Genomic DNA, 22,897 nt, shown 5'->3' with positions numbered 1-22,897 from the left:
ACAGGAGGCTCGATGACCGGCCGAGCCGGTCGAGGCCAAGTCGGTCAAGCGGAGGTCCGGCGGCTTTGCGCTGCCGGACCAAGTTTCACGATCTCAGCCTACATGCCGAGCGAGGCCTTGTAGAGCTTGATCTGGTTGTCGCGGCCAATCTGGTCGGTGATCTTCTCCCAAGCGGCTGCGATGGCGTCGGCGCCTTCCTGCGCCTTCATCTTGCCGGCAAAGGTGTTGGCCAAAATGTCCTCGGCGGCGCTGTAGTACTGGAAGATGCCGGGGATACGCGGCTCGATCGCCGCGTTCGGATGGTTGTAGCTGTCGGCTTCCGACTTGAGATATGAGCTTATGAACGCTTCGTCGTAGCCCGCCGCCACCCATTCCGGAATGTTGAAATGCGAGTTGCGGTAGGGCTGGAAACCCGACGGATAGGCCGCGCACCAGAGCGACAGGTCCTTGCCGCCGAGATGAGCGGCGGCGGACCAGGCGGCCTTCTTCTTCTTTTCGTCGCTGTCGACGCGCGCCATGACGTAGACGCCCCAGCCGAGATAGGCGCAGTTCGGCGCATGGTTCGGGCCGCTGGCGAGCTTGTCCCACTGGCCGGTCTTGGAGTTGTAGACATCGTCCGAGCCCGGCAGGATCGAGAAGCCGGTGACGTCCCCTACGACCGACGAGTCGTTGGTTTTGACGTTCGAGCCAGCGTCTCCCCACCAAACCAGCATCGACCCGGTGCCGCCGAGGAATTGAGAGAAACAGGTCTGGTTCGGGTCGGCATTGATCTGATCTTGCGGTTCGGAAGGCAATGCATCGATCACGTCCTGGATCGCGCGGACCCAGGCCGGGTTGTTGACGCGCGGTTTCATGGTGTCCGGATCGAATAGCCAAGCTTTGTCGTCGGGATGTTTGGCGTAAGCGCTGGCGCGGCTGCCGAGGAAGTAGAAGCCGAAACCGCCCCAGGGCTTGGGCGCATCGAGATAGCCATAGACGTCCTGGCCGTTCACCTGCTTGCCCTTGAGGAACTTGGTCACCGCCTGCACTTGCTGCCAGGTCTTCGGCACGCCCCATTCGCCTTCACCGCCCCCATCCTTCCACGCCTTGGCGAGATCGGCATCGGCGAACACATCGGTGCGGTAGTTGAAGTTATGCGCGTCGCCGTCGACGGTCACACGATACTGCTTGCCGTTCCATGTGCCGACGGGAGGTTTCAGATAGGCCACCAGGTCGTCCATGTCGATCTGCGTCCTGACCCAGTCGGGCATCTCCGAAGTCAGGCCCTTGCCGCAGACGTCGCCTTCGAACGGTGCGCCCATTTCGACAATGTCGAAGTCGATAGTGTTGGTAGCGATCGCCTGCTGCAGACGCGGATTGTAGTCAGCCTGCGCCAGGTCGATCCAGTTGATCTTGGCGCCGGTATAGGTCTCCCACGGCTTCAGGAAGCCGCGAAACAGCACATTGTGCAGGTTCTGGTTGTTAAGGCCCATGAAGGTGAGTTCAACGCCGGCGAATTCGCCTTCCTTGACATTGGACTTGGTGGCTCCCAGGCAAAGCTCGCCGACCTGCTGGAAATCGGCATCGGTCGGCTGACCCTTGCCGACGCCCGGAATCTGCAGGATCTGCGCACGCAGGTCATCGGCGGCCGCGGCCGGGCGCGTCAGGGCGCCAAGCCCGGCGCCAGACGCCGCGGCGAGGGCGGCCATGCTGGCCGCTCCCTTCAGCACGTCGCGGCGGGTGGCCCCGGCGCGGACAAGTTGGTTATAAAGGCTGACTTTCATCTCGTTCCTCCCAGAAGGTCAATCGTGAATTTGGTTCAGATGATGGAGCGCCGATTATGTTCCCCAACGATAGCGACTCCCGTAAATAGCGGCCCGAATTCTCCCTCCCGCGACGCTTGGCATTCAGTACCGGACAAGCGTACCGGTGCGCCCGGAACAGGGTCATAAGCCGGACACTGTCACTATTCGCACAACGAAGTGCGGTGTCAACGTGAATGGGTTTTTTATCTATAAGAGACCGACTTGCCCTCGCCGTTTGCGTTGTTTAGCTTCACGGCAACCAAAGGGGGAATGATGGCTCAAGTCGCGATCCGCAATGTGGCCAAGGCGTTCGGAACCGTCAAGGTTCTGCACGATGTCAGCGTCGACATCGCCGACGGGCAGTTCGTGGTGCTGGTCGGGCCTTCCGGCTGCGGCAAATCCACGTTGCTGAGGATGGTAGCGGGGCTGGAAACAGTCTCCGGCGGCACCATCGCCATCGGCGAGCGCGTCGTCAACCATTTGCCACCGGCCAAGCGCGACATTGCCATGGTGTTCCAGAACTACGCGCTCTATCCGCACAAGACGGTCGAGCAGAATATGGCCTTTGCTCTCAAGCTGCGCAAAACCGACCCGGCGGTGGTCACTGAGCGGGTCAAGCGGGCCGCCGACATCCTCGACCTCAATCCCTACCTCAAGCGCTATCCGCGCCAGCTCTCGGGCGGCCAGCGCCAGCGCGTCGCCATGGGCCGCGCCATCGTGCGCAACCCGCAGGTGTTCCTGTTCGACGAGCCGCTCTCCAATCTCGATGCCAAGCTGCGTGTCCAGATGCGCACCGAGATCAAGGAGCTGCACCAACGACTGAAGACCACCACCATCTACGTCACCCACGACCAGATCGAGGCCATGACCATGGCCGACAAGATCGTGGTGATGCGCGACGGTCGCATCGAGCAGGTCGGCGCGCCGCTGGAATTGTTCGACCGGCCCGCCAACCTGTTTGTCGCCGGCTTCATCGGCTCGCCCTCGATGAACCTGCTCAAGGGCGTCGTGCGCAAGGGCGACAGGCCCGTCGTCGAGATCGCCGGGACGCCGTTCCCGATTGCTGCCAAGAGCGCCGTGGAAGATGGCCGCAATGTCGTCTACGGCGTGCGGCCCGAGCATCTCGAAATCCATCCAGATGGTGTTCCGGCGAAGATTTCGGTGGTCGAGCCGACCGGTTCCGAGACTTTGGTGTTCCTGCGCTTCGGCGAAGGCGAGATGGTGGCGCTGTTCCGTGAGCGCCACGACTTCAAGCCGGGCGACACACTGCACCTGAAACCGCGGCTCGACCAGGTGCATCTCTTCGACGCAGAGACCGGAAGGCGTCTCTGATTTCGCCCCAGCAAACTTCGCGAGGAATACCATGCTCAAAGGAATCAATCCCCTGCTCAATGCCGATGTGCTGCAGGCGCTGCGGGCGATGGGCCACGGCGACGATCTGATTATCGCCGACACCAATTTCCCGTCCGATTCGGTGGCGCGCCAGACCGTGCTTGGCCGGTTGCTGCGCATCGATGCGCCGGCGGCCGACGTGGTCAAGGCGGTGCTTTCGCTCTATCCGCTGGACACCTTCGTCGACGACGCGGCCGCGCGCATGGAGATCGTCGGCAAGCCGGACGACATTCCCGCCGTGCAGCAGGAAGTGCAAAAAGAGATCGATGCCGCCGAGGGCAAGGCCTGGCCGATGATCTCGGTCGAGCGCTACGCCTTCTACGAACGCGCCAAGAAGGCCTATTGCGTCATCCAGACCGGCGAGCGCCGCTTCTATGGCTGTTTTGCCTTCCGAAAGGGCGTCGTGCCACCGGATGCGGAGTAGGGGCATGCCGGCGAAACCGATCGTCATGAAGCCGGTTGTCATATTGGGCGTCTTCGTCGCCGATACGGCCTACCGCGCCGCCCGCCAGCCGCGGATGGGCGAGACGATCCTGGGCACGTCCTTCACGCTCGGCCCCGGCGGCAAGGGCTCGAACCAGGCGGTGGCAGCCGGCCGGCTCGGCGCCGATGTCACCTTCCTTACCCGCCTGGGCGTCGATCCCTTTGCCGATATGGCGAGACAGACCTGGTCGCAGGCCGGCGTGAAGAGCGCCGTCATCGACACGCCGGAAAGCTACACCGGTGCCGCCTATATCTTCATCGAGGAGACGAGCGGCAACAACGCGATCATCGTCAGCCCCGGTGCGGCGATGCAGATCTCGCCCGCCGATATCGAGGCAAATGCCGGCCTGATCCGCGCGGCCGGCGTCTTCGTCACCCAGCTTGAGCAGCCGATCGAGGCGGCGATGCGGGCGCTTGAGATCGCGCGCGGGGCAGGGGTGACTACCATTCTCAACCCGGCGCCGGCGGCCAAGCTCCCGGACCGTATCTACACGCTTTGCGACTATGTCACGCCGAACGAGACTGAGGCCGAGGAACTGACCGGCATCAAGGTATCCTCCATCGACGATGCCCGCCGTGCCGCCGACAGCCTGCTCGAGAAGGGCGTGGGCGCTGTCATCGTGACGCTCGGCGAAAAGGGCGCGCTGCTGCACACGGCCGACCGTTCCGAGCATGTCGCAGCGGTCGCCGCCGGCCCGGTCATCGAGACCACCGGCGCGGGCGACGCCTTCAATGGCGGCCTGGCCGCAGCGCTGTCGAGCGGGATCGAACCCCTGCAAGCGGTGCGCTTCGCCTGCGCCGTCGCCGGCATCTCGGTCACGCGCCCGGGCACCGCGCCGTCCATGCCGACGCTGCAGGAAGTCGAGGCGCTGCTCGCCAAGGGGTGAAGCCCGGCGCTGCGGGATGAGACTGTGAGCAGGAGCGAATGGGTTAGACCCGGCTCTTGTGACCACAAACAGGCGGGCAGGTCGATGGATGAGGATCAATGCCAGAATTCGAAAGGAATGGACCTGGACTGGGTCACGAAAGAACATGATTTTTTGACAAATCAACGTCGACATTTCTCCGACATCAAGGGCACGTGACCCCAAGGGAGAAATGGCGCGAGTGACGGGGCTCGAACCCGCGACCTCCGGCGTGACAGGCCGGCACTCTAACCAACTGAGCTACACCCGCGCATGGACGAGCACGTGTCAGCCGTGTTCGTCGTTGGGGCGGTGGATAAGGGGTAAGCCACCGGGTGTCAAGCGGACCCGGACAGCATAACAGCAAACAGGAGAAGGTTTTTTGACAAGCCGAACTTTGTTGCCGAAACCGGCTCCCGGCCAAGCCACTGGCCGTTCATTTGGCCTTGCGAAGCCGGTCCTAACTGCTTAAAGGTCCGGCCCGGAGCGGGCGATTAGCTCAGTTGGTAGAGCGCTTCGTTTACACCGAAGATGTCGGCGGTTCGAGCCCGTCATCGCCCACCACTTTCCATCGACGTGTTCATTCAGGCATTGTCTTTTTGCAATGTCCGGTTCACACGCCTGCACCGTCGGAGAATCGTCCAACTGGCGGTTGGTAGACGCAACTATCTGGCATCTTATCATTTCTCCTTGATCGCCCCGCCGCATCGGAAAGAGGCGGCGGGCTTGTTCGTTGCCAGGCACTGGTCTTCGCGATAATGTCGGCATGGTTTGGAGGTCGGAGCGTGAAAGAATTCCCTCGGAAGCCCGACCGTAACCAAGTGGCACGTGCTCGTCAGGCCACTGAACACGGAACCGCGCTGATTGAAGAGCTTCGCTACACGATCGCCCTATCGCGTCGGCTGATCGAGGCGTCACATTCACTGGTGAAGAGGTCGCAGAGCCAGGGCGGGCCTCTCGAGAGTGATGGTATCGAGATTGGCTAACAGGCACGTGGTCTGTCGACGCTAAGGTCCCCCGTAGTGCACATGGACCCTTCGATACCGAGTTGTCCCGGCAAACAAACCAGCGATCGACGCAACTAGTGGTTTCGTGGTTGCGGCGGTATCTCCGCTCCCAACCGCTTCACAGTCCGGGGTGGGCGCATAAACAGTAGGACTTTGGTCTGATCGAACTGCCTTTCCCGTGGGACCTAAGTCTGATCTGCTGGCTACCTGGGTGGCAAACGATTGCCGAAAGATAAAACCTACAGTAATTTAAGGGAGCACAAAAGAAAGCTAAAATCTTACTTGCATATGAGCATGGGCGGGCGCGAAAATATTCCTGGATGGCTTGCGAGTCATCTTGCGGATGATGCGGTGATCGCAGGAGATCTCGCCGATAAGATATCTAAGGAGGCTGAAGGAAACCGGCTTCCGGGCGAACGGGTTGTGGAGACAACCCGTAGCGCAGAAGACACCTTCAAGAAGGAAAAAGGCGAACCGTATCGCCGCGCCACGATTGCGGGAATCTTGGCCAGCGGCTCATTCCTCGCGCTGTTGGTGTTAGCGATCTATCTGCTTTATGTGTTCTCGATCGTGGCCGGGGAAACGGTCGCGAATGTTCCCCTGCCGCCCACAGTGAACTAGCCGCTCCGCCACACTCGAATTAGCCCCGCACTGTGTTGATGCTGGTGACTTTCGTGTCTGCGGTGGACCACGCGAGGAAGGTTTCGTTCCCGCGGCAAAGGTGTTCACACGGGGCAACTGGCTGCTGCAGAACGGCAGCATTGTACTTCCATCGGCCTCCCGGTTCTTTGCAACTTAGGCGATTGGCTTGTCGCAGATCAGCCTGCAATCGCCGGAGCGTGAGCGATCAGTTTCGCCACATAAACACAACGCTTCGATGAATCAGCGTCCTGCACCACCTCAAATCCAATCGCCTTATAGAACTTCAGCGCACCATCGTTCTCCGGCATGACTTCGAGGTGAATGCCGGTCGAGCCGCTCGCGGCAAGGCGCTGCTCGAGGAAGGCCATCGCGCGCCTGCCGATGCCTTTCCCGCGCGCTTGCGGCAACAGGTCGATATGGCCGTGCGACGGATAGGCGGTCAGCGCAGGCGGGACAGCGAAATCGGGATGATGGACCCGGTGCCGGGCCCAGTCGCTGCCACGCCAGCGTGAGCTGTCGGGTCCCGGGTCTGCCACGCGCCGCTGTAGGTCCGGGTACCAGTCTGATGCCAGGCTGGCATTGAAAGCGGCTGTTTCGGCTGCGCCAAGCAGATAGCCGGCCGCGCCTGTCGGGCTATCGATAATAAAGGCCAGATCGGGTTCGAGGGCCTGGTAGGGAATGGTGTAGAGCAGGCCGAGCAGGTCCGGGTCGTCCTGTCGGCCGCTGGCGTCCTTGCCGGCATCGCCGGTCTTGAGACAGATCATCGCAAGTGCCGGATGATCGGCGGCGGTCGCCCGGCGCAGGAAGAAACCGCCGCCGAAATCGAGGATCATGGCGGTAGCAGCCGGAAATCCTTGCCCTCGGGCAAAAGCTGCCCGCCGTCGACGATGATGGTCGTGCCGGTGATGTAGCCGGCGTCATCCGAGGCCAGGAACAGGAAGGCATTGGCCACATCGCGTGGGCTGCCGAGACGGCCGAGCGGGATGGCGTCTTCCATGTTCTTGATGAAGGCCGCACCGCGATGCTGCTCTATGCCTTCGGTGAGGATGTTGCCGGGCTCGACGCCGTTCACGGTGATGCCGTACCCCGAGAATTCGAGAGCCGCCGAACGGATGAGGCCGTTGATACCGGCCTTGGTCGCCGAATAGTGGCCATGACCGGGGCTGGTGACGTGCGGGCCGGTGATGGAGGAGGTGAACAGCATGCGGCCAAAATGCTGTGCCTTCATCGGCACCAGCACCGCGCGTGCGGCGATGAAGCTGCCACGCAAGTTCACCGCCATGACCCGGTCCCAATCGTCGGGACTCGTGTTTTCCAGCAATTGCCAAGGATAGATTCCGGCATTCTGCACCATGATGTCGAGCCGGCCGTGACGGTCGAGCGCCAGTGTAACAGCAGCCTCGGCATCGGCCATCTGCGAGATGTCGGTGCGAATGAAGGCGGCGCCAAGCTCGTCCGCAGTCGCTTGCCCGGCCTCAACCTCGGTATCGGCCAGGACCAGCTTCGCGCCCTCCTCGGCAAAGCGCTGTGCGATCGCCTTGCCGATCCCGCGTGCGCTTCCGACGACCAGCGCGACCTTGTCTTCCAGACGGCCGGTCATGCCAGCCTCTGGCGAATGGTCTGCTTGAATGCGTCGAGCAGCACGGCGGCGAGCACCAGCAGGCCGTGGATCACCTGGGTGAAGTTGGCGGGCAGGCCCATCAAATTTATCGCCGTGTTGATGGCCGAGAGCAGCAGCACGCCGGCATAGACGCCGGGCAAGGTGCCGACGCCGCCCTTCAGGCTAACGCCGCCGATGACGACCGCGGCGAAGGCATTGAACAACAGGCCGACGCCGAGATTGGCGGTTGCGCCGGAGGTGCGGATTGCCAGCAGCCAGCCAGCAAGACCGGCAATGGCGCCGGCGAGAACGAAGGCTATGACCAGGTTGCGGTTGACGCGGATGCCGGCGCGAAAGGTCGCAGTCTCGTTGCCGCCGATCATGACCAGGTGCCGGCCGAAGGGCGTCTTGGCCATGATCAGCGAGAAGACGATGAAACAGGCGATGGCGATCCAGGCGGTCAGCGGCAGGCCGCCCAGGCGCTGGATGGCGAACCAGCGGATTGCCGGCGCAAGGTCCTGTGCCGACCGGCCGCCGGAAATGACCAGCACCAGGCCGCGCACCCAGATGTAGGAGGCCAGCGTGATGATGAAGGCACTCATCTTCACCTTCACCACCAGGTAGCCGTTGATGACGCCGATGAGGCCGCCGACGGCAAGGGCGATGAGCAGCGAAACCGGAACCATCAGCCATTGCGGCTGCAACTGGATGCCAAGGCCGATGCCCGACGAGCAGAACAGAATGCCGACCGCCATCGCGCTGAGCGCCGCCACCGACTCGACAGACAGGTCCATATGGCCGGCGATGATGACCAGCGCCAAGCCGATCGACATGACGCCGAGCACGCTCGACGCCTCGATGATGTTCGCGAAAATGCCGAGCTGAAAATAGTTCGGGATAAGGATGGAAAAGACCACCAGCACGAAGACCAGCATGAACCAGACGAGATTGTCGAGGATGAACTCGAGGGTTTGGCGCGTGCGGGGGTTCATCTCAGGATCCGGTTGGCGCCGACCCCGAAAAACCACCCGGTTTTCGGACTATCAGGCGCGGTTGAAAATTGCTGCAGCATTCCCTTGCGCGTCCGTTCGAACGCACCGGAGCTGCAGGGCAGGGCTCCGGGCCGGCATGGCCCGGAGCTTCTGGCGAGTTTGCTATTCGACCGGCTTTATGGTTTCGGTCGGCGGCTTCATGTTGCCCCAGAAGGCCGGGTTATCGACATTTTCCTTGGTGATCGCAGCGCCGGGGATTTTGATGTTCGGCCCCCACGCTTCCTTGGTCAGGGTCGATTTCAGGCCAAGCACGTCATATTCGCCTGGCTTGATCTCCTGCTTGTTGACCACCTTGTCCATGAACATCGCGACCGCCGCAGCCTGGGCGTAGAGCGGCTGCTCGACTTCGACGTTGAGCCAGCCCTTGCGGATCAGGTCGAGGCCGACCGGAGCGCCGTTCGAGCTCATCAGCATGACGTCGCCCGGTTTCTTGCCGGCGGCCTCGAGCGAGGCGACGGCGGCGACCGAAAGATGCGCGGCGTGGCTGAAGATCAGGTCGATGTCGGGGTTGGCGAGTATCTGGTCGGCAACGATGGTGCCCGCGTTACTGGCCTCCCATTGCATGGCCGGCAGCGAGATGATCTTGACGTCCGGGAACGCCTTCATCTTCTCCTCGAAACCCTTCTGGATGTCGAGCGTGTAAGGGTCGCCCGGATCGCCGAGCACCTGCAGGATCTTGCCCTTCACCGAGCCGTTCTTCGCGGTCAGCAGCTTTTGCGCCTGATCGGCGGCGACGTAGCCGATCTCGACGGTTCCGGCCACCGAGGTGAAGTCGGACGGAGTCGAGGTTATCTGGCGGTCGAACTCGACGACCGGGATGCCGGCGGCACGGGCCGCCTCGACCGACGGCTTCAGCGCATTGAAATCGACGGCGGCAAGGATGATCGCCGCCGGCTTCAGCGCGATGACGTCGTTCATCTGCGATTGCTGCGCGTCGGTCTTGTTGTCGGCGTTCAGCGTCTTCATCTCGTAACCGACCTGCTTCAGGAACAGTTCCAGCGCGCTCACCGAGCCGGTCTGGAACTCATCGAGCAATGTCGGCACCATGTAGTAGACGGTGCCCTTCGACTGAGCGAATGCCGGCGTGAGCGTGGCAAAGGCCAGTGCCAGGATACCGAAGACGGAAAGAAGTATTTTCTTCATGTCGTTCGCTCCTCTTGCGCCGGACCCCTCATTTGTCCCTCAGTTCGCCGGTCCGGCACCGGCGAGCGTCTCTCCGGTGATCATGTTGATCACCGCGTCGGGACTTGTTTTGTTGCGTGCGACGTCGCCAGCCACGACACCTTGCCGGATCACCACGATCCGGTCGGCGACCTGGAAGGCCTGTTGCATGATATGGGTGATGATGACGACGCCGATGCCCTGGCTCGCCACCTGGCGGATCATGTCGAGGCCGCGCCGCGTCTGCTCGACGCCGAGCGCCGCGAACGGCTCGTCGAGAAGCACCAGCTTGCCGCCAAAATGCACGAACCGATTGAGCTCGATGGCCTGCCGCTGGCCGCCGGAAAGATGCTCGACATTGGTGCGAAGCGAGGGAATGCGGGTGCCGGCGCTGGCCAGTGCCCTTTGTACCACCTGCTCCATCGCGCGCTCGTCGAGTACCGGAATGCCGAGAACCTTCCTGGTGATCTCGCGGCCCATGAAGAAATTGGCGACCACGTCGACGTTGGTGCAAAGCGACAGGTCCTGGTAGACCGTCTCGATCCCAGCGGCCTTGGCCTCGGCGGGAGATTTGGCCAGGAATTCCTTGCCTTCGAACAGCATGCGGCCGGAGGTCGGCTCGAGGCCGCCGGCAATGATCTTGACCAGCGTCGATTTGCCGGCGCCGTTGTCGCCCAGAAGCGCCACCACTTCGCCCTTGCCGATCGAAAAGCTGATGCCTTTCAGCGCTTCGATGGCGCCGTAATTCTTGGCGACGTTGTCGAGCACCAGCAGCGGTTCACTCATGCCGCGATCCCCTTGTTATGCAAGAGATCCCGACCGCGTTCGCGTTCGGCGGTGAAGATCTGGCCGAAGCGCGGCGAAAGCACCCCCGAAACGGCAAGTGCGGCGGCGCCGCGCAACACCGCATGCTGGCCGCCGCGTGCGACGCTGACGCGGGGCGTCGTGCGATCGCTTCGCGCCGAGACCGAATTGGGCAGGTGCGCGGCCGCGCCGGCAAGCCTTTCGAGCAGGTCGGTGGACGCCAGCCCGCCGAGGATGATGGTTTCGGGGTCGAACAGGTTTTCGATGATGGTGACGGCGTTGCGGAATATCGGCGCAATCTCGCTCACCCACTCGGCGTCGGCGATTTTGCGGCGCCGCAGCGCCTCGAGCGAGAGATACCGTTCGAGGCAGCCGCGATTGCCGCACGGGCACGGCTCGCCGCCCGGCACAGCAGGAATGTGGCCGATCTCGCCGGCATTTCCCCAGGCGCCGCGCAATGCGGCCCCATCATGCACCATGACGCCGCCGAGGCCGACACCGAAATAGAGATAGTAATATTCGGAATATGCCGTCCCGAGGCCGTAGAGGCGCTCGCCGATAGCCGCCGCCGCCATGTCGGTTTCGAAAAAGGCCGGCAGCCCGGTTGAGGCGGCCAGCCGCTCGCGCAGCGCCACATCCTTCCAGCCGGTCATGGTGGTCGGCCCCACAAAGCTCATGGACTCCACGCCGAACGGTCCGGGCAGCGCCATGCCGATGCCGAGAACGCGGCCACCGGGCCGCAATGCCGTCAATTCGAGCACCATGGCGCCGATCAGGTCGAAAGCGTGGTCGGGCGTTGCATTTGGGGCTTCGCGGTAGGTGCTCTCGATAACATCGCCGCTTAGGTTGATCAGGGCGGCATTGATGCCCAGCGGGGTGACGTGGATGCCGACGGCATAGCCGCCTTCCGGATTGATGCGCAGCGTCGCCGGTGGCAGGCCGCGCCCCTTGGGCTCTTCGCGCAGCGACAACACGTAACCGTGCTCTTCCAGCTCGCGAACGATGGTCGACACCGTCTGCACGGTGAGCCCGACGCGTCTTGCAATGTCGCCGCGGGCAATCGGTCCGTGAAGGCGGATGGATTCGAGCACGATGCGCCGATTATACGGCCGCCCGAACTCCTGATTGGTTCCCCGCAGTGCCATGCCTTGCGCCCTCGAGAGAGGTCAGACTGGCACCGAAGATTTATTCAGTCAAATGGAATTCAAAAATAAAATTGACACCCCGTGCGGAGCGAACCTGGCGTCATGCCGAGCCCGAAGGGAGCAGCCCGGCTCCCTAGAGGTACCGCTCGACCTTCTTGCCGATGGCCAGAAAGCGTAGCGGATCGATTGCCTCGCCGTTGTGGCGGACCTCGTAATGCAGATGCGGGCCGGTTGAGCGGCCGCTGTTGCCGGTCTTGCCGATGATGTCTCCGGCATCGAGCTTCTGTCCGACGGCGACGTCGATTTCGCTGAGATGCCCGTAACGCGTCACAAAACCGTTGCCGTGGTCGACCTCAATCATGCGGCCGTAGCCGCCGTTCCAGCCGGCCTTGACGACCACGCCGGCTGCCGTGACCTTGGCCGGCATACCGACCGGCGCCCTGAAATCCATGCCGGAATGCAAGGCGGCCGTGCCGAGGATGGGATCGGTGCGCACGCCGAACGGGCTGGTGACGCTATGGCCGGGCGCGGGGTTGGCGAGCGGCAGCCGCCGCGCTTCCTTTTTAAGATGGTCCAGCGCGTCAAGAGCCTCGTCCAACTCCTTGACCTTGCTGTCGAAGACCAACGAGCTGTCGAGTGGTATCAGCGGGCCACCGACGTCGCTCTTTTCGAATTCGCTATCGACGAGCAGGCCGGCGGCCTCAAGCGCCTGCGAGATCGCGTCGGCGCTTTTGTAGGCATTGTCGGCAAGTGTGGCGATGCGGGTGAGCTGCTGGCTCTCGATGGCCTTCAGCGAGTTGTTGATCCAAACGAAGAGCTTGTCCGCCCGGTCGGCCGCGCTTTCGCTCGGCAGCGGATCGGCGCGGGTCGACCACAGTGAGAACGGCCTGGTGTCGTCAACGCCCACAGGAGCGGCAAGGGGGGCGGCAAGGCTGGCGACGGAATAGCCCATCGGCTGGATGCTGCCGGTCGCGTCGGCATGTTCGTCCGGCTTTGCCGTCGGCACGGGCGGCGTTGCGACCTCGTTTTCGGCTCGTTCGAGGATCGGCCCGAGGCGGCCGTGACGCAGGCTGAGCTGGCTCTGCCGTTCCAGCAGCTCGCTGACCTTGGTTTCCATCAGCTGCTGATCGAGTAGCTGGCGGCTGGTGATGCGATCGACCTGGCTGCGCAGTGCCGAGATGCGGTCTTCGTAGGCCTGCTGCATGCGCGCCTGCCGCGCCGTCGTGGCGCCGATCAGATCGTCGCGCAGCACCAGATAAGAGGTCGCCAGCAGGTAGCCAATGACGATCGCCGCTAGCGCCGAGCCGCAAAATGCCGCAAGCCACGGGTGTATGGTGAAATGCCTTATCTGGTCGCCCCGGGCGATGATGACCGTGTGGGGCTCTTTGCGTCTGCCGAAGACCGCTGACTGACTGGCTACGTTCACGGGACCAAGCTTTCGTTACGACACCAACGACGAGCCTGATTACACATTATTAGGGTTAACAAAGTTTTGCCGGATCGAACGACAGGCAAAGGTCTTCGCGCAAAACGGGTATCGCATTGCGGCGGCCTGGCGCAGCTCTCAAAGAGCGCGAATCGCGTTCAGCACCTCTTCGGCGTGCCCCTTGACGCGGACGTTGCGCCAGATCCTGGCGATGCGTCCGTCGCGGCCGATCAGGAACGTCGCCCGCTCGACGCCCATATAGGTGCGGCCGTAGAGCTTCTTTTCCACCCACAAATGGTAAGCCTCGATCACTTTGCGCTCTTCGTCGGCGACAAGATCGACGCTCAGATCGTACTTCGCCTTGAATTTGTCGTGTTTCTTGGCGCTGTCCGGCGAGAGCCCGATGACGACAGCGCCGGCCTTTTCGAACTCTGGCTTCAACTGCGAAAAGCCGATCGCCTCGTTGGTGCAGCTTGTGGTGTCGTCCTGTGGGTAGAAATAGAGTACGATGGGTTTTCCCAGCAATGCGGCGAGGCTGAGTGAACCGCCGCCGTCGCGCGGAAGATCGAATTGCGGCGCAACATCGCCCACGTCGAGGTCAGCCATACCGATGCCCTTGTTTGAAGTTACGCGCCAGGCTGCACCGATATAATGTCGAGCGAGGATTCGTCCACGATCGAATTCGTCTCAACGGAAGATTGCGTGGATCAGGAGCTACCGCAGCACGAGAAGATCAGGTTCAGGCGTGACGAGATCACCGACCTGGGAACCTTTCCGTCCGCGTGCCGCGTCCCGCCGCTCGGCCAGGCGTCGATCGGTCGCGGCGTCCGTTTGATGGCGCGGCTGTTTGCCGGCCTTGTCGCCCTTGTGCTGCTGGCTGGCGCCGGCGTCTACGCGATCGGCGTGTCCGGCTTCGGCTCGGAGCGGCTTCGCGCGGAAGCCGAAACGGCAATCGAGAGATTGGCCGGCTTCGATGTCGACGTTGCCGTCGGGCCGGCCCGGCTGACGCTTGACGGGTCGAGCTTCATTGCGCTGCAGGTCAGCGACGTCAGCCTCAAGACCGCCGACGGAAAACCAATGGCCGATGCCGGCCGGGTCCGCTTCGGCATCCGGCTGATCCCGTTGCTTTCGGGCGAGGTACGGCTGACCAGCGCCCGGATTTCCGACGCGCACATCGTCATGGCGGCAATGCCGTCCGGCGGCGACTGGACGGCCGAGCTGCGCAACCAGGACGGCCTCATCGATCCGGAAAAACTTTCCGCCGCCGTCTTCGCCAACCTCAACCGCGCGCTCGACGCGGTGCGCGAGGATTCGATGCGCCAGATCGATCTGCGCAACGTCGAGCTGGCACTGCCCGAGACCGGATCGGTCAAGTCGGTCACCATCGCCGACGCCTCCGTCTCGCAGTCGGGACCGGGAAGCATGGAGTTTTCATCCGACGCGGATGTCGACGGCAGGGCGCTTACCATCGCCGCTTCCGCCACCCGCGATCCGGCGACGCGACGCATCACCACGCTGGACGCCAGCATCCAGGCAGCGGACGCCGACACTGCGACAGGTGGCAAATTGGGTGCGATCGCCTTGAAGCTGGCGGGGTCGGAAGGGACCGGCGACAACGGTTCGCGGCTGACCGCTGCCCTGTCACTGACCGGATCGGTGCTCGATCTCGGTTCGCGCGGCCTGCTTCCGGCCGACATCGATCTCGATGCAACACTCGTCGCCGGGTCGAACAAAATCCAGGTCGACAGTTTGCTGGTGAAAACCGGCCGCTCGACCTTCGATTTCGCCGGTTCGATCGGGCCGAAGCCGGCTACCGGCGCAGCGGGCGAGGAGCCATCCTATCGTTACGACCTGACCAGCGACGGTTCGACCCTGGCGCCTTCCGATTCGCCGGAGCCGGCACTCAGCTTCATTGCCCGTATCGCCGGCGTCTACCAGCCGACGAGCCAAAAGCTGGTCGCTGAGCAGATCGGCGTCCGGTCCGGACCGGGCAGCGAAGTGCTGGGCACGGCTTCGGTTTCATTCGTCGCCAACCAGGCGCCGGGCATATCGGTGGCGCTCAATCTCCACGACATGCCGGTCTCGCACGTCAAGCAATTATGGCCATGGTTTTCGGCGCGCAATGCCAGGCTGTGGGTGCTCAAGAACCTGTTCGGCGGCCGCGTGGTCGATGGCAGCCTGCAGTTCCAGGTCGTGCCCGGACGGCTCGGCAACGGCGTGCCGCTTTCGGCCGATGAAGTGTTCGGCCGATTCCAGGTCGAAGGATCGCGCTTCGACACGGCCGGCCGCATTCCGCCGATCCGCGATGCCGTCGGCGTCGTCGGCTTCCACGGCAATGACGTCGACGTCGCGCTGTCGTCGGGCAGCGTCTATATGCCGAGCGGCCGCACGGTGGCGGCGAGCAACGGCACGCTCACCGTCAAGGCGGCGAACCATCCGCCGGTGATCGGCGCGCTCGACATCGATGTCGCCGGCGAGGCGCCGGCAATCGCCGAGCTGGCATCCTTTGACCCGATCAATGCCATGCGCCATGTCGGCCTGCTGCCGGACGACCTGTCCGGCACGGTGACCGGCCACGTCAAGGCCGATATTCCGCTGCAGTCCGGTGTCGACTCTTCCAAACTCGATTGGCTGGTGGCGCTCGACTACAAGGACCTGTCGCTGGGCAAGCCGTTCGAGGGCCAGACGGTCAGCCATGCCGACGGCTCGATCACGGTTGCGCCCGACCGGGCGGTGATCTCGGCGAAGGCGCTGCTCAACGGCATTCCGGCCGAGCTCGACCTGATCGAGCCGCTCAGGGATGGCGGCCCGCCGCGCAGTCGTAAAGTGGCGCTGGTGCTCGACGACAAGACGCGCGCCACCGCCATGCCTGGCCTGTCGACGCTGCTTTCCGGAACCATCAAGGTGGCGATCGACAAGAGTGGCACCGGCAACCAGAACGTGTCGGCCGACCTGACCAATGCCAGGCTGGACATCCCCTGGGCCGGCTGGAGCAAGGGGCCTGGCATTCCCGCCAAGGTGGTCTTCGCCATGGCGAAGACCGGCGACACCACGACGCTCTCCAATTTCGAACTCGATGGCAAGACCTTTTCCATCGACGGCAGCGCGGTGCTGGTCAAGGGCGCCTTGTCCTCGGCCCGGTTCAGCAAGGTCACCTTGAACAGGGGCGACGACGTCGCCGTCTCGGTGAAGCGGTCGGGCAAGGCCTATGCGGTCGAGGTCAGCGGCAGCGCGCTGGACGCACGCTCGCTGATCAAGCAATTCACGTCCGATGTCGATACCGCCACCAAGACCACCGGCGTCGATGCGATCTCGGTCAGCGCCGACGTCAGCTCCCTGACCGGCTTCCACGACGAGGTGCTGTCGAATTTGAAGCTCGACTACAGCGCCGCAGGGTCCCGGGTGAACGGGCTCAAGGTGAGCGCCACGGCAAGTTCGGGAGCCGCCATCACCATCAGCAACACGACCGTCGGCGGCCTGCGCACGCTCAACATGAAGTCGGCCGACGCCGGCGCCATACTGCGCTTCCTCAACATCTACGAGCATATGGAAGGCGGCTCGATCACGCTGGCGCTGACCGGGGCCGGCGACGGGCCGATGAAAGGCCAGGTCGACGCCAAGGACTTCTTTGTCGTCAACGAGCCGAAGCTCGCCTCGATCGTGTCGACGACGCCGGCCGGCGACAACCGCAGCCTCAACGAGGCGGTCAAAGGCAATCTCGACACGTCGAGGGTGAAGTTCGAGCGCGGTTTCAGCGAGATCGATAAGGGCAGTGGCTATCTGAAGCTGCGCAACGGCGTGCTGCGCGGCCCGCGCATCGGCACCACCTTCCAGGGCACGCTCTACGACCAGAACAACAACATGGACATGACCGGCACGTTCATGCCGGCCTACGGCGTAAACCGCATCTTCGGCGAACTGCCTCTGATCGGCGCGCTGCTCGGCAACGGCCGCGACCGCGGCCTGATCGGCGTCACCTACAGGCTCAAGGGCAACGCCAACAAGCCCAACCTGGAGGTCAATCCGCTATCGGTGATAGCGCCCGGGATTTTCAGGTCGATCTTCGAGTATCGGTGAGGTCAAAACCCAATTACCTCGAGCGACCGAGTTTTGATCTTAAGCGGCTGCTCGTCCGCCCCGCGAATTCACGCCCATGATCCAAAGGCGACTGACGTCCGCCCGGGCCTAAATGGCCGCTTTGCGCCTAAAAATCGGTCGTTCGGAGTGCCTTTGCCGCTGCCCGAATGCAGACATCGCCCAAAGCGAATCTGTAGGCCGACGTTGCACCCGGATGTGATCAGCGCTGTGTTGCCGGTGACTCCTTAAACTCTCCCCTCGGAAAACCCTTGAGCGCGATAACGTTCGCATGACCCCAGATCAACGGTATTGGTGGCGCGTCGCCCTTGAGCTGAAACTTCGCAAATGTAGCGGGGACGCTTTTCAAGATTTCTACTCGACGGTTATGGCCAAGGCGCATAGCAGCGATTTCGTGCGCCTGCGGCTTTCGGCAAACTCGGCGACAAGGGCTGCGATAGTTATCTGCAATCGTCGGGGCGAGTCTTTCAGTGGACCAAGTGGTACTCCCCACCCAGCCTCTCCGATGAAGCTGAGACGGGTGGCATTTTTTTGGATTCCGTTTCGACCGACGGATGCAGTTTACCTGGACTTTGCGAAATGTCAGAATCCCTTCTTTCGTATCGATAGAATTCTATGATCGCGGGGCGGCGGCGACGGCGACGAGCATTGCGTTGGTCGCAGATGCCGTTACTTTCGCTCGGAAACATGGCTTGGGTATTACCGTGAAAACATCAAAGATCACCGCCGTCGACTTCTTCGACGACCTTGGCTCGCCATACGCCCGGAAGTGGTTCTTCTGGGGGTTCATCTGCCTCTGCGTCGGATGCCTAGCCGTGATCGGTCTAGAGCGAAATCTGATGCCCAAGGGAATCCTTCAGGACGTCGTAGACGGCGTGTTCATGCAGGTGTTGACCGGCTCGCTGATCATCCTCGCCTTCTACGGCATATACGTGCATTTCATCGGCCCAAATCCTGGACTCCGCGAGGTCACGGCCGTCCGCCCGCGCGACATAAGCGGCCGCATGAAGGAGCTACCTGTCGCGGCGCGAAGCTACATGTTCTGGGGCAGGTCCGGCTCGTACTTCCGCTCGGAGCCTCTCCTCAAGCTCGATGAGCAGGCCAAGGTTCAAAAGCGCAACATCGACGTCGAGGTGGTTCTTCCTGACCCGATGGACGAGCGGCTGATCCGGTCGTATCGGGACATCCTGTCGTCGCTGGGTGAGGATTCTGACGGCAATCCGCTGCTCGCCAACGTGTTGGCGACAAGCATGGCTTGCGCGATTGTAAGCGCGAACAACAAGTACATTAACATCAGGGTATACTACTCGAAATTCCTTCCGGCCTTTCGCGTCGATCTTTCCGACAACGGCGCGATCATGACGCAGGACGACAAGGCCAAGTCGGCTCTATTTTTCGACTTCGGTTCCGAATTCTACGAGATGTTGGTGAATACGGTCAGGAACGAGACCGCCGTGTCCCGGGAGGTGAAGTGGGATGAGGCCGTCTTTAAGGGCAGGAAGTTGGAGGCGAAGAGCTGCGACAAGGAAACTCTGAACGCCTTCGGCATAGAGCTCGATGATGTCGACGCTCTGCAGCAAGAAGTCGCCAAGATGATCACCGAGCGGAAGCACAGATACAAATGATGGACGTGGCCGCTGCCGTTGCGCGAAGCGCGGACTTCCGCGCCCATCCGCTCGGGTTCTACTACCTACAGGAGTCGCAGTGCGATGGCGCCAGCCACCGCGTGCACGTATGGCTTCCGGGGAGATCAGACAGTCCTGAGAACGACCGGCACCAGCATTCCTTCGATATCCACTCCATCGTCCGCCTTGGTCGGATAAGGAGCGAGATGTTCCGTTTCGTCGAGATGCCTGACGGCGAGGAGAGGGAATTCGTGGTGGTCTACGGAAAGGCCGAGTCGACCCTGTCGCCTACGGGGCGCTTAGGAAAGCTTGAAGCAATGACGATGTTCGACAGCAGCACCGGAGACAGCTATTTTCTTCAGGCCGGGATCATCCATCGGGTTGGCGTCGTCGAACGGCCGTGCGTCACGTTCCTAAAAACGGTCGAACGAGGCGCCCCGATCCTTTCATACGGTAGAGAGACGCGAGAACCCCCTTTCGACCGGAGGCCGGTTACACCCGCGGAGCAAGAGCAGATAGCGACCGCGCTCCAGGCGGCAGATAAGTCGGCGAAGCCGAGCTACCGTTGAGGTGATCGCTTTCCCAAACTCCACAACAGGATCTCATTGATCGTCACCTTGACACAAGGGAGCGCACGTAGACACGCGCCGAGATCGGCGCCGCACCGCTGCTATGAGGCAGGTCGATTTTGTTCCAAAGACTGCGATATGCTAACTTTGAACATGCCTTCGAAGAAGATCACTAAGACAGTAACCGCGGATACCGCCTCGCTCCTGCAGGCCGGAGAAGGTGATCGCGCGGACTTCAAGCGCGGCCCAGACGGCGTTTCTGCTGAGGACTTAGTCGCGTTCGCCAACGCGGGTGGCGGAGCCATTCTTGCTGGCGTCGATGAACGCGCCGGGGATGGAGGCGCACAGGTCGGCGTCGTGGTGGGATGTGATGTTGGCGATGGAACGATACTTCAGATCGTCAACAAAGCTCTGGGATGCATTCCACCGGTCGCTATCAATGTCAGCATCGAAAATGACGACGGCAAGTCGTTTCTGCGGATCGATGTCCCGACCAGCGCTACGAAGCCACACTGCACCCCCAGGGGCATCTACTGCACGCGTGATGGGCGACGTAATCGCGCGCTGCATCCAACCGAGCTTCTGAAAATCTTCCTCGAAAGCGAAGCGCGCGCATTTGCCGAGCGGTTTGAGGCGGCAGCAGGCCGCATGACGAAAGAACTCGGCCAGCTCGAAGCTTCTTTGGATGCCAGTATCCAGAGCATGGCCGATCAACTCGGCTGGGCCGACAGCAAGCTTGGCGATACGGAAAGCGCCCTCGACACCATCCAAGCTTACGTCACCCGCATCAATTCAGAAACCAACGATGTTGCCTCGAGACTTCGAACGATTTTCCGTCAGGACAAGCGCGACGATCCCGTCACGGAGCGTGAGCGAATCAAGCTTCGTGACGAACTGGTCGACCAGCTTCTAGACGATAGAAAGCTTCTGGACTCCATCGCGAAAGGCACCGCCAACTTCACGATCAGCGCGAAGGGTAAGGCCGCAGAAGAGCTAACGAAGGAAGATCTCCACCCGATTTTCAAGGACGCGCTCAAGATCGTGGTCGACAAGGTCGAGACGGAAAAATACTCGGTAAAGATCAAGAAGCCCGGCGACTGTACCGAGAACGAACTCAACGATTTCACGGTCCTCATCAAGAAGGGGGGCGAAGTCGCAGATGGCATCGAGGCTCGCCTCAAGACGGCGGATGTCCTGGGCTTCATCCGATACGAGAAGGCAATCGTCGGAGTCGGGGCTCTTAAGAAGCCGGCTGCCGCCTACCGGAACGGTGTTTTTCAGAAGGCGCAGGCTACAGCCAATCCAGGTGGCTTCACGCGCGAACTAGGATGGCTCTTCGTCGAGCAAAAGCATCGTGGAAAGCAGACCCGGGACCTGATCGCGGGCTTGCTGGATGCGGCGCGAGCCAAGCTCGTTTATGCAACGACCCGCAAGGCCAACGAAAAATTACAACGCATCCTCAAGCATCATCGCTTCTTCCAGAACGGCGCCGCGTACCCCTCGGCCGAAAACCCCGGCGAGGAAATTATCCTCCTGACACAGAGCTCCGGGCCGTCTATCTCAAAGGAAAAAGAAGGCACAAGCCGAGCTCAACAGCATCCCGAGCCGGATCGCGGTGCGCGTCAACAATCAAAAGGCTGAAGCACATGCCTGGGCCGCCCTGGTCCCGAAACCCTGCCATTCCGGCGGAGCTTTCCGCTGTCCGGGAAAGGAAGTCCAAGCGTTCGTGCTCAATCGCCGCAACGGCGTCCTAATGGCACGTAGTGTAGGTGCTTTGTGGTGATCACATAGGCTGACGACTGGACCGCCAGATCATAAATAGCCGCATGATTTCAGATCGATAGCCGATCCCGTCGGGCAAATATTAGCAAAACGAGAGCAAAAATTTGCTCGCCTAGCCTCTCCGCCTGTCGGCGATGATCGTGAGCAGGTAATCAACATCAATGACGTGGACATGCTTTCTTCCGGCGCGGACTACGATCCCATCTAGGACGACTGCATGGCTCCCGGCTTCGCCGATCATGGAGAACACTGCGCCACCGCTATAGCCGTCTGCAACAGGTCGCTCCCGTGCGTTCACGTATCTGCGGTAATATGAGGCGTTCGACATGAATGAGTAATCAAAGTCACAATCCGATATCGCGCGTTTGATGTTGATATCGCCCGGCCGCAATGGTTCGAAGTTCTCATGATAGGCGTCGATGACACCTTCAAGGGATGGGTTACCCACCAAGAACGATTTGATCCTCTCTCCCCTCCACAACGGCTCCAGCGGAAAGAAATACGGCTGGTCTTGGTGTTTGGTTTTCCAGTCAGCCGCCGTCTCGAACAGGAGAAGGTCGTGATACTCCTCGTCGGGGTTACCAGTCTCGAATATGCAGTGCTGTAGCAGGATGTTGGACAGGACTCCTTTGCCGCTTGCGACACGAGCCGTTTCAAGAACTTCCTTCGACACCTCGCTTCCACGCGGCAAGTCGAATTGGTGCCGCGTCATCACAACGTAATTTGTCCCGCCGTGCTTGATCAACGTCGCCGTCCCTCTGCGAGCCAGAGGCAGCGACCGGTCGCTCATCTCGATCAGGACCATGCGACAGGACTGCGTGATCGTTTCGAAGACGTCGCCGGGTCTGAGATACCGCCCGCCGACCTTGACGGAATTAAAGCTGGGTAGATCGCGGAGAAGCATTTCTCATCACAGCTCGGGTTTCTTCTGCCCAGCACGTTACGCCTGCGAAATGGCCGGAGCCAGTGATGACCGGAACGTGCTTTGACGGCCGCACCTTGCCGTTCCGCAGGCTGCAATATCATCGAATGGTTCGGACACTTCGATTAAGGAATTCTTTTAAACGATAGCTGGCGAAGGACTGGACCGCCATTTCCCCTGATTTTGCTAGTGGATTTGGCGCGACTAGCCAATGTGGTGACCACAACCGCTGCCCTCGGTGAATGATCGAAGAGTGCTCGCTCCTAAGGGCAGCTTGGACATAGAAACCTTCAGATGGCGGACGTTCCGCTCCCGGCGCAGAACAAGACGTTCATCGAAGCGCCGCAGAACGTCGGCAATTTGCGCTACCTGCTCGTTCCGATCGATGAGACGAATGGCATCTCGGCCATTCTCGGGAGCTAGGGTCAGGACTCATTGATCCAGAAGATGAAGGCTGCAGCGAAGGCGATCGCCGACAGGAAGGTGTGAGCACATCGGTCGTA

At 61.7% G+C, this 22,897-nt stretch carries 19 protein-coding genes and 2 tRNA genes; 10 read left to right on the top strand and 11 right to left on the bottom strand.

From position 1 onward, the window contains the following. Nucleotides 1-98 precede the first annotated feature (98 nt). Nucleotides 99-1,763, bottom strand: a complete 1,665-nt coding sequence (locus NKH80_RS17025) for an ABC transporter substrate-binding protein (RefSeq protein ID WP_352703072.1) — start codon at nt 1,761-1,763, stop codon at nt 99-101. 294 nt (nt 1,764-2,057) lie between these two features. Here NKH80_RS17025 and NKH80_RS17020 point away from each other — a divergent pair, with 294 nt between their 5' ends. From NKH80_RS17020 to rbsK, 3 genes are read left to right on the top strand one after another with little or no spacing between them, the layout of a single operon-like run. Then, a complete protein-coding gene (locus NKH80_RS17020) occupies nt 2,058-3,116 on the top strand; it encodes an ABC transporter ATP-binding protein (RefSeq protein ID WP_352703070.1) in 1,059 nt (352 codons plus the stop codon). A 31-nt stretch (nt 3,117-3,147) separates the two neighbouring features. After that, nucleotides 3,148-3,600 (top strand): RbsD/FucU family protein, encoded by a 453-nt coding sequence (locus tag NKH80_RS17015; RefSeq protein ID WP_352477323.1) that lies wholly within the window; start codon nt 3,148-3,150, stop codon nt 3,598-3,600. Between the two features lie 4 nt (nt 3,601-3,604). Beyond that, complete coding sequence (rbsK, locus tag NKH80_RS17010; RefSeq protein WP_352703067.1) at nt 3,605-4,546, top strand: ribokinase; 942 nt, start codon at nt 3,605-3,607, stop codon at nt 4,544-4,546. A 212-nt stretch (nt 4,547-4,758) separates the two neighbouring features. On the opposite strand, the gene NKH80_RS17005 is transcribed toward rbsK, so the two are convergent. Beyond that, nucleotides 4,759-4,835, bottom strand: a tRNA-Asp gene (locus NKH80_RS17005). Between the two features lie 217 nt (nt 4,836-5,052). Here NKH80_RS17005 and NKH80_RS17000 point away from each other — a divergent pair. After that, nucleotides 5,053-5,128, top strand: a tRNA-Val gene (locus NKH80_RS17000). A 665-nt stretch (nt 5,129-5,793) separates the two neighbouring features. Then, nucleotides 5,794-6,192 carry a hypothetical protein gene (locus NKH80_RS16995; RefSeq protein WP_352649095.1) on the top strand — a complete coding sequence of 133 codons (399 nt, stop codon included), beginning with the start codon at nt 5,794-5,796 and terminating at the stop codon, nt 6,190-6,192. A gap of 197 nt (nt 6,193-6,389) precedes the next feature. Here NKH80_RS16995 and NKH80_RS16990 read toward each other — a convergent pair whose 3' ends face one another. The 8 genes from NKH80_RS16990 to NKH80_RS16955 form a co-directional block, all read right to left on the bottom strand. Then, nucleotides 6,390-7,046, bottom strand: coding sequence for a GNAT family N-acetyltransferase (locus NKH80_RS16990; RefSeq protein WP_352703065.1), 657 nt, complete (start codon nt 7,044-7,046; stop codon nt 6,390-6,392). Next, the gene (locus NKH80_RS16985; protein WP_352992631.1) at nt 7,043-7,813 is read right to left on the bottom strand and encodes an SDR family NAD(P)-dependent oxidoreductase; all 771 of its coding nucleotides are present in this window, start codon (nt 7,811-7,813) and stop codon (nt 7,043-7,045) included. The genes NKH80_RS16990 and NKH80_RS16985 overlap by 4 nt, the downstream gene beginning before the upstream one ends. Beyond that, nucleotides 7,810-8,805 carry an ABC transporter permease gene (locus NKH80_RS16980; protein ID WP_254817612.1) on the bottom strand — a complete coding sequence of 332 codons (996 nt, stop codon included), beginning with the start codon at nt 8,803-8,805 and terminating at the stop codon, nt 7,810-7,812. Before NKH80_RS16980 ends, NKH80_RS16985 begins: the two co-directional genes overlap by 4 nt. A 162-nt stretch (nt 8,806-8,967) precedes the next feature. Beyond that, on the bottom strand, nt 8,968-10,008 hold the full coding sequence (locus tag NKH80_RS16975) for a sugar ABC transporter substrate-binding protein (RefSeq protein ID WP_352703056.1): 1,041 nt from the start codon (nt 10,006-10,008) through the stop codon (nt 8,968-8,970). 39 nt (nt 10,009-10,047) lie between these two features. Then, the gene (locus NKH80_RS16970; protein WP_254817614.1) at nt 10,048-10,812 is read right to left on the bottom strand and encodes an ATP-binding cassette domain-containing protein; all 765 of its coding nucleotides are present in this window, start codon (nt 10,810-10,812) and stop codon (nt 10,048-10,050) included. Continuing rightward, nucleotides 10,809-11,975 (bottom strand): ROK family transcriptional regulator, encoded by a 1,167-nt coding sequence (locus NKH80_RS16965; protein ID WP_352506457.1) that lies wholly within the window; start codon nt 11,973-11,975, stop codon nt 10,809-10,811. Before NKH80_RS16965 ends, NKH80_RS16970 begins: the two co-directional genes overlap by 4 nt. 133 nt (nt 11,976-12,108) lie before the next feature. After that, nucleotides 12,109-13,401, bottom strand: coding sequence for a M23 family metallopeptidase (locus NKH80_RS16960; protein ID WP_352992628.1), 1,293 nt, complete (start codon nt 13,399-13,401; stop codon nt 12,109-12,111). Nucleotides 13,402-13,539: 138 nt separating this feature from the next. Next, nucleotides 13,540-14,007, bottom strand: coding sequence for a peroxiredoxin (locus tag NKH80_RS16955; protein ID WP_352506455.1), 468 nt, complete (start codon nt 14,005-14,007; stop codon nt 13,540-13,542). 96 nt (nt 14,008-14,103) lie between these two features. On the opposite strand from NKH80_RS16955, the gene NKH80_RS16950 reads away from it, so the two are divergent. From NKH80_RS16950 to NKH80_RS16935, 4 genes are all read left to right on the top strand, one after another. Beyond that, nucleotides 14,104-17,478 carry a hypothetical protein gene (locus NKH80_RS16950; protein ID WP_352992626.1) on the top strand — a complete coding sequence of 1,125 codons (3,375 nt, stop codon included), beginning with the start codon at nt 14,104-14,106 and terminating at the stop codon, nt 17,476-17,478. Between the two features lie 710 nt (nt 17,479-18,188). Further along, entirely contained in the window at nt 18,189-19,121 is a 933-nt protein-coding gene (locus NKH80_RS16945; protein ID WP_352992624.1) for a hypothetical protein, read from the top strand. Next, the gene (locus tag NKH80_RS16940; RefSeq protein WP_352992622.1) at nt 19,118-19,690 is read left to right on the top strand and encodes a hypothetical protein; all 573 of its coding nucleotides are present in this window, start codon (nt 19,118-19,120) and stop codon (nt 19,688-19,690) included. The genes NKH80_RS16945 and NKH80_RS16940 overlap by 4 nt, the downstream gene beginning before the upstream one ends. A 138-nt stretch (nt 19,691-19,828) precedes the next feature. After that, nucleotides 19,829-21,331, top strand: a complete 1,503-nt coding sequence (locus NKH80_RS16935; protein ID WP_352992620.1) for an AlbA family DNA-binding domain-containing protein — start codon at nt 19,829-19,831, stop codon at nt 21,329-21,331. 253 nt (nt 21,332-21,584) lie between these two features. On the opposite strand, the gene NKH80_RS16930 is transcribed toward NKH80_RS16935, so the two are convergent. Then, nucleotides 21,585-22,376: a hypothetical protein gene (locus NKH80_RS16930; RefSeq protein WP_352992618.1), complete on the bottom strand. Its 792-nt coding sequence runs from the start codon at nt 22,374-22,376 to the stop codon at nt 21,585-21,587. 312 nt (nt 22,377-22,688) lie between these two features. Here NKH80_RS16930 and NKH80_RS16925 point away from each other — a divergent pair, with 312 nt between their 5' ends. Next, the gene (locus NKH80_RS16925; protein ID WP_352992616.1) at nt 22,689-22,817 is read left to right on the top strand and encodes a hypothetical protein; all 129 of its coding nucleotides are present in this window, start codon (nt 22,689-22,691) and stop codon (nt 22,815-22,817) included. The last annotated feature ends 80 nt before the right edge of the window (nt 22,818-22,897 follow it).

The sequence above is a fragment of the Mesorhizobium sp. M0904 genome (assembly GCF_040319475.1).
In the GTDB taxonomy this organism is placed as follows: domain Bacteria; phylum Pseudomonadota; class Alphaproteobacteria; order Rhizobiales; family Rhizobiaceae; genus Mesorhizobium.
Note: the sequence above shows the minus strand (reverse complement) of the source record. Positions and strands in the feature narration are given on the sequence as shown.

Excerpts from the sequence above, each read along its gene's own strand:
- NKH80_RS17025 (WP_352703072.1), bottom strand. The coding sequence starts at position 1,763 with ATGAAAGTCAGCCTTTATAACCAACTTGTCCGCGCCGGGGCCACCCGC.
- NKH80_RS17020 (WP_352703070.1), top strand. The coding sequence starts at position 2,058 with ATGGCTCAAGTCGCGATCCGCAATGTGGCCAAGGCGTTCGGAACCGTC.
- NKH80_RS17015 (WP_352477323.1), top strand. The coding sequence starts at position 3,148 with ATGCTCAAAGGAATCAATCCCCTGCTCAATGCCGATGTGCTGCAGGCG.
- rbsK (WP_352703067.1), top strand. The coding sequence starts at position 3,605 with ATGCCGGCGAAACCGATCGTCATGAAGCCGGTTGTCATATTGGGCGTC.
- NKH80_RS16990 (WP_352703065.1), bottom strand. The coding sequence starts at position 7,046 with ATGATCCTCGATTTCGGCGGCGGTTTCTTCCTGCGCCGGGCGACCGCC.
- NKH80_RS16985 (WP_352992631.1), bottom strand. The coding sequence starts at position 7,813 with ATGACCGGCCGTCTGGAAGACAAGGTCGCGCTGGTCGTCGGAAGCGCA.
- NKH80_RS16980 (WP_254817612.1), bottom strand. The coding sequence starts at position 8,805 with ATGAACCCCCGCACGCGCCAAACCCTCGAGTTCATCCTCGACAATCTC.
- NKH80_RS16975 (WP_352703056.1), bottom strand. The coding sequence starts at position 10,008 with ATGAAGAAAATACTTCTTTCCGTCTTCGGTATCCTGGCACTGGCCTTT.
- NKH80_RS16970 (WP_254817614.1), bottom strand. The coding sequence starts at position 10,812 with ATGAGTGAACCGCTGCTGGTGCTCGACAACGTCGCCAAGAATTACGGC.
- NKH80_RS16965 (WP_352506457.1), bottom strand. The coding sequence starts at position 11,975 with ATGGCACTGCGGGGAACCAATCAGGAGTTCGGGCGGCCGTATAATCGG.
- NKH80_RS16955 (WP_352506455.1), bottom strand. The coding sequence starts at position 14,007 with ATGGCTGACCTCGACGTGGGCGATGTTGCGCCGCAATTCGATCTTCCG.
- NKH80_RS16940 (WP_352992622.1), top strand. The coding sequence starts at position 19,118 with ATGATGGACGTGGCCGCTGCCGTTGCGCGAAGCGCGGACTTCCGCGCC.
- NKH80_RS16935 (WP_352992620.1), top strand. The coding sequence starts at position 19,829 with ATGCTAACTTTGAACATGCCTTCGAAGAAGATCACTAAGACAGTAACC.
- NKH80_RS16930 (WP_352992618.1), bottom strand. The coding sequence starts at position 22,376 with ATGCTTCTCCGCGATCTACCCAGCTTTAATTCCGTCAAGGTCGGCGGG.
- NKH80_RS16925 (WP_352992616.1), top strand. The coding sequence starts at position 22,689 with ATGGCGGACGTTCCGCTCCCGGCGCAGAACAAGACGTTCATCGAAGCG.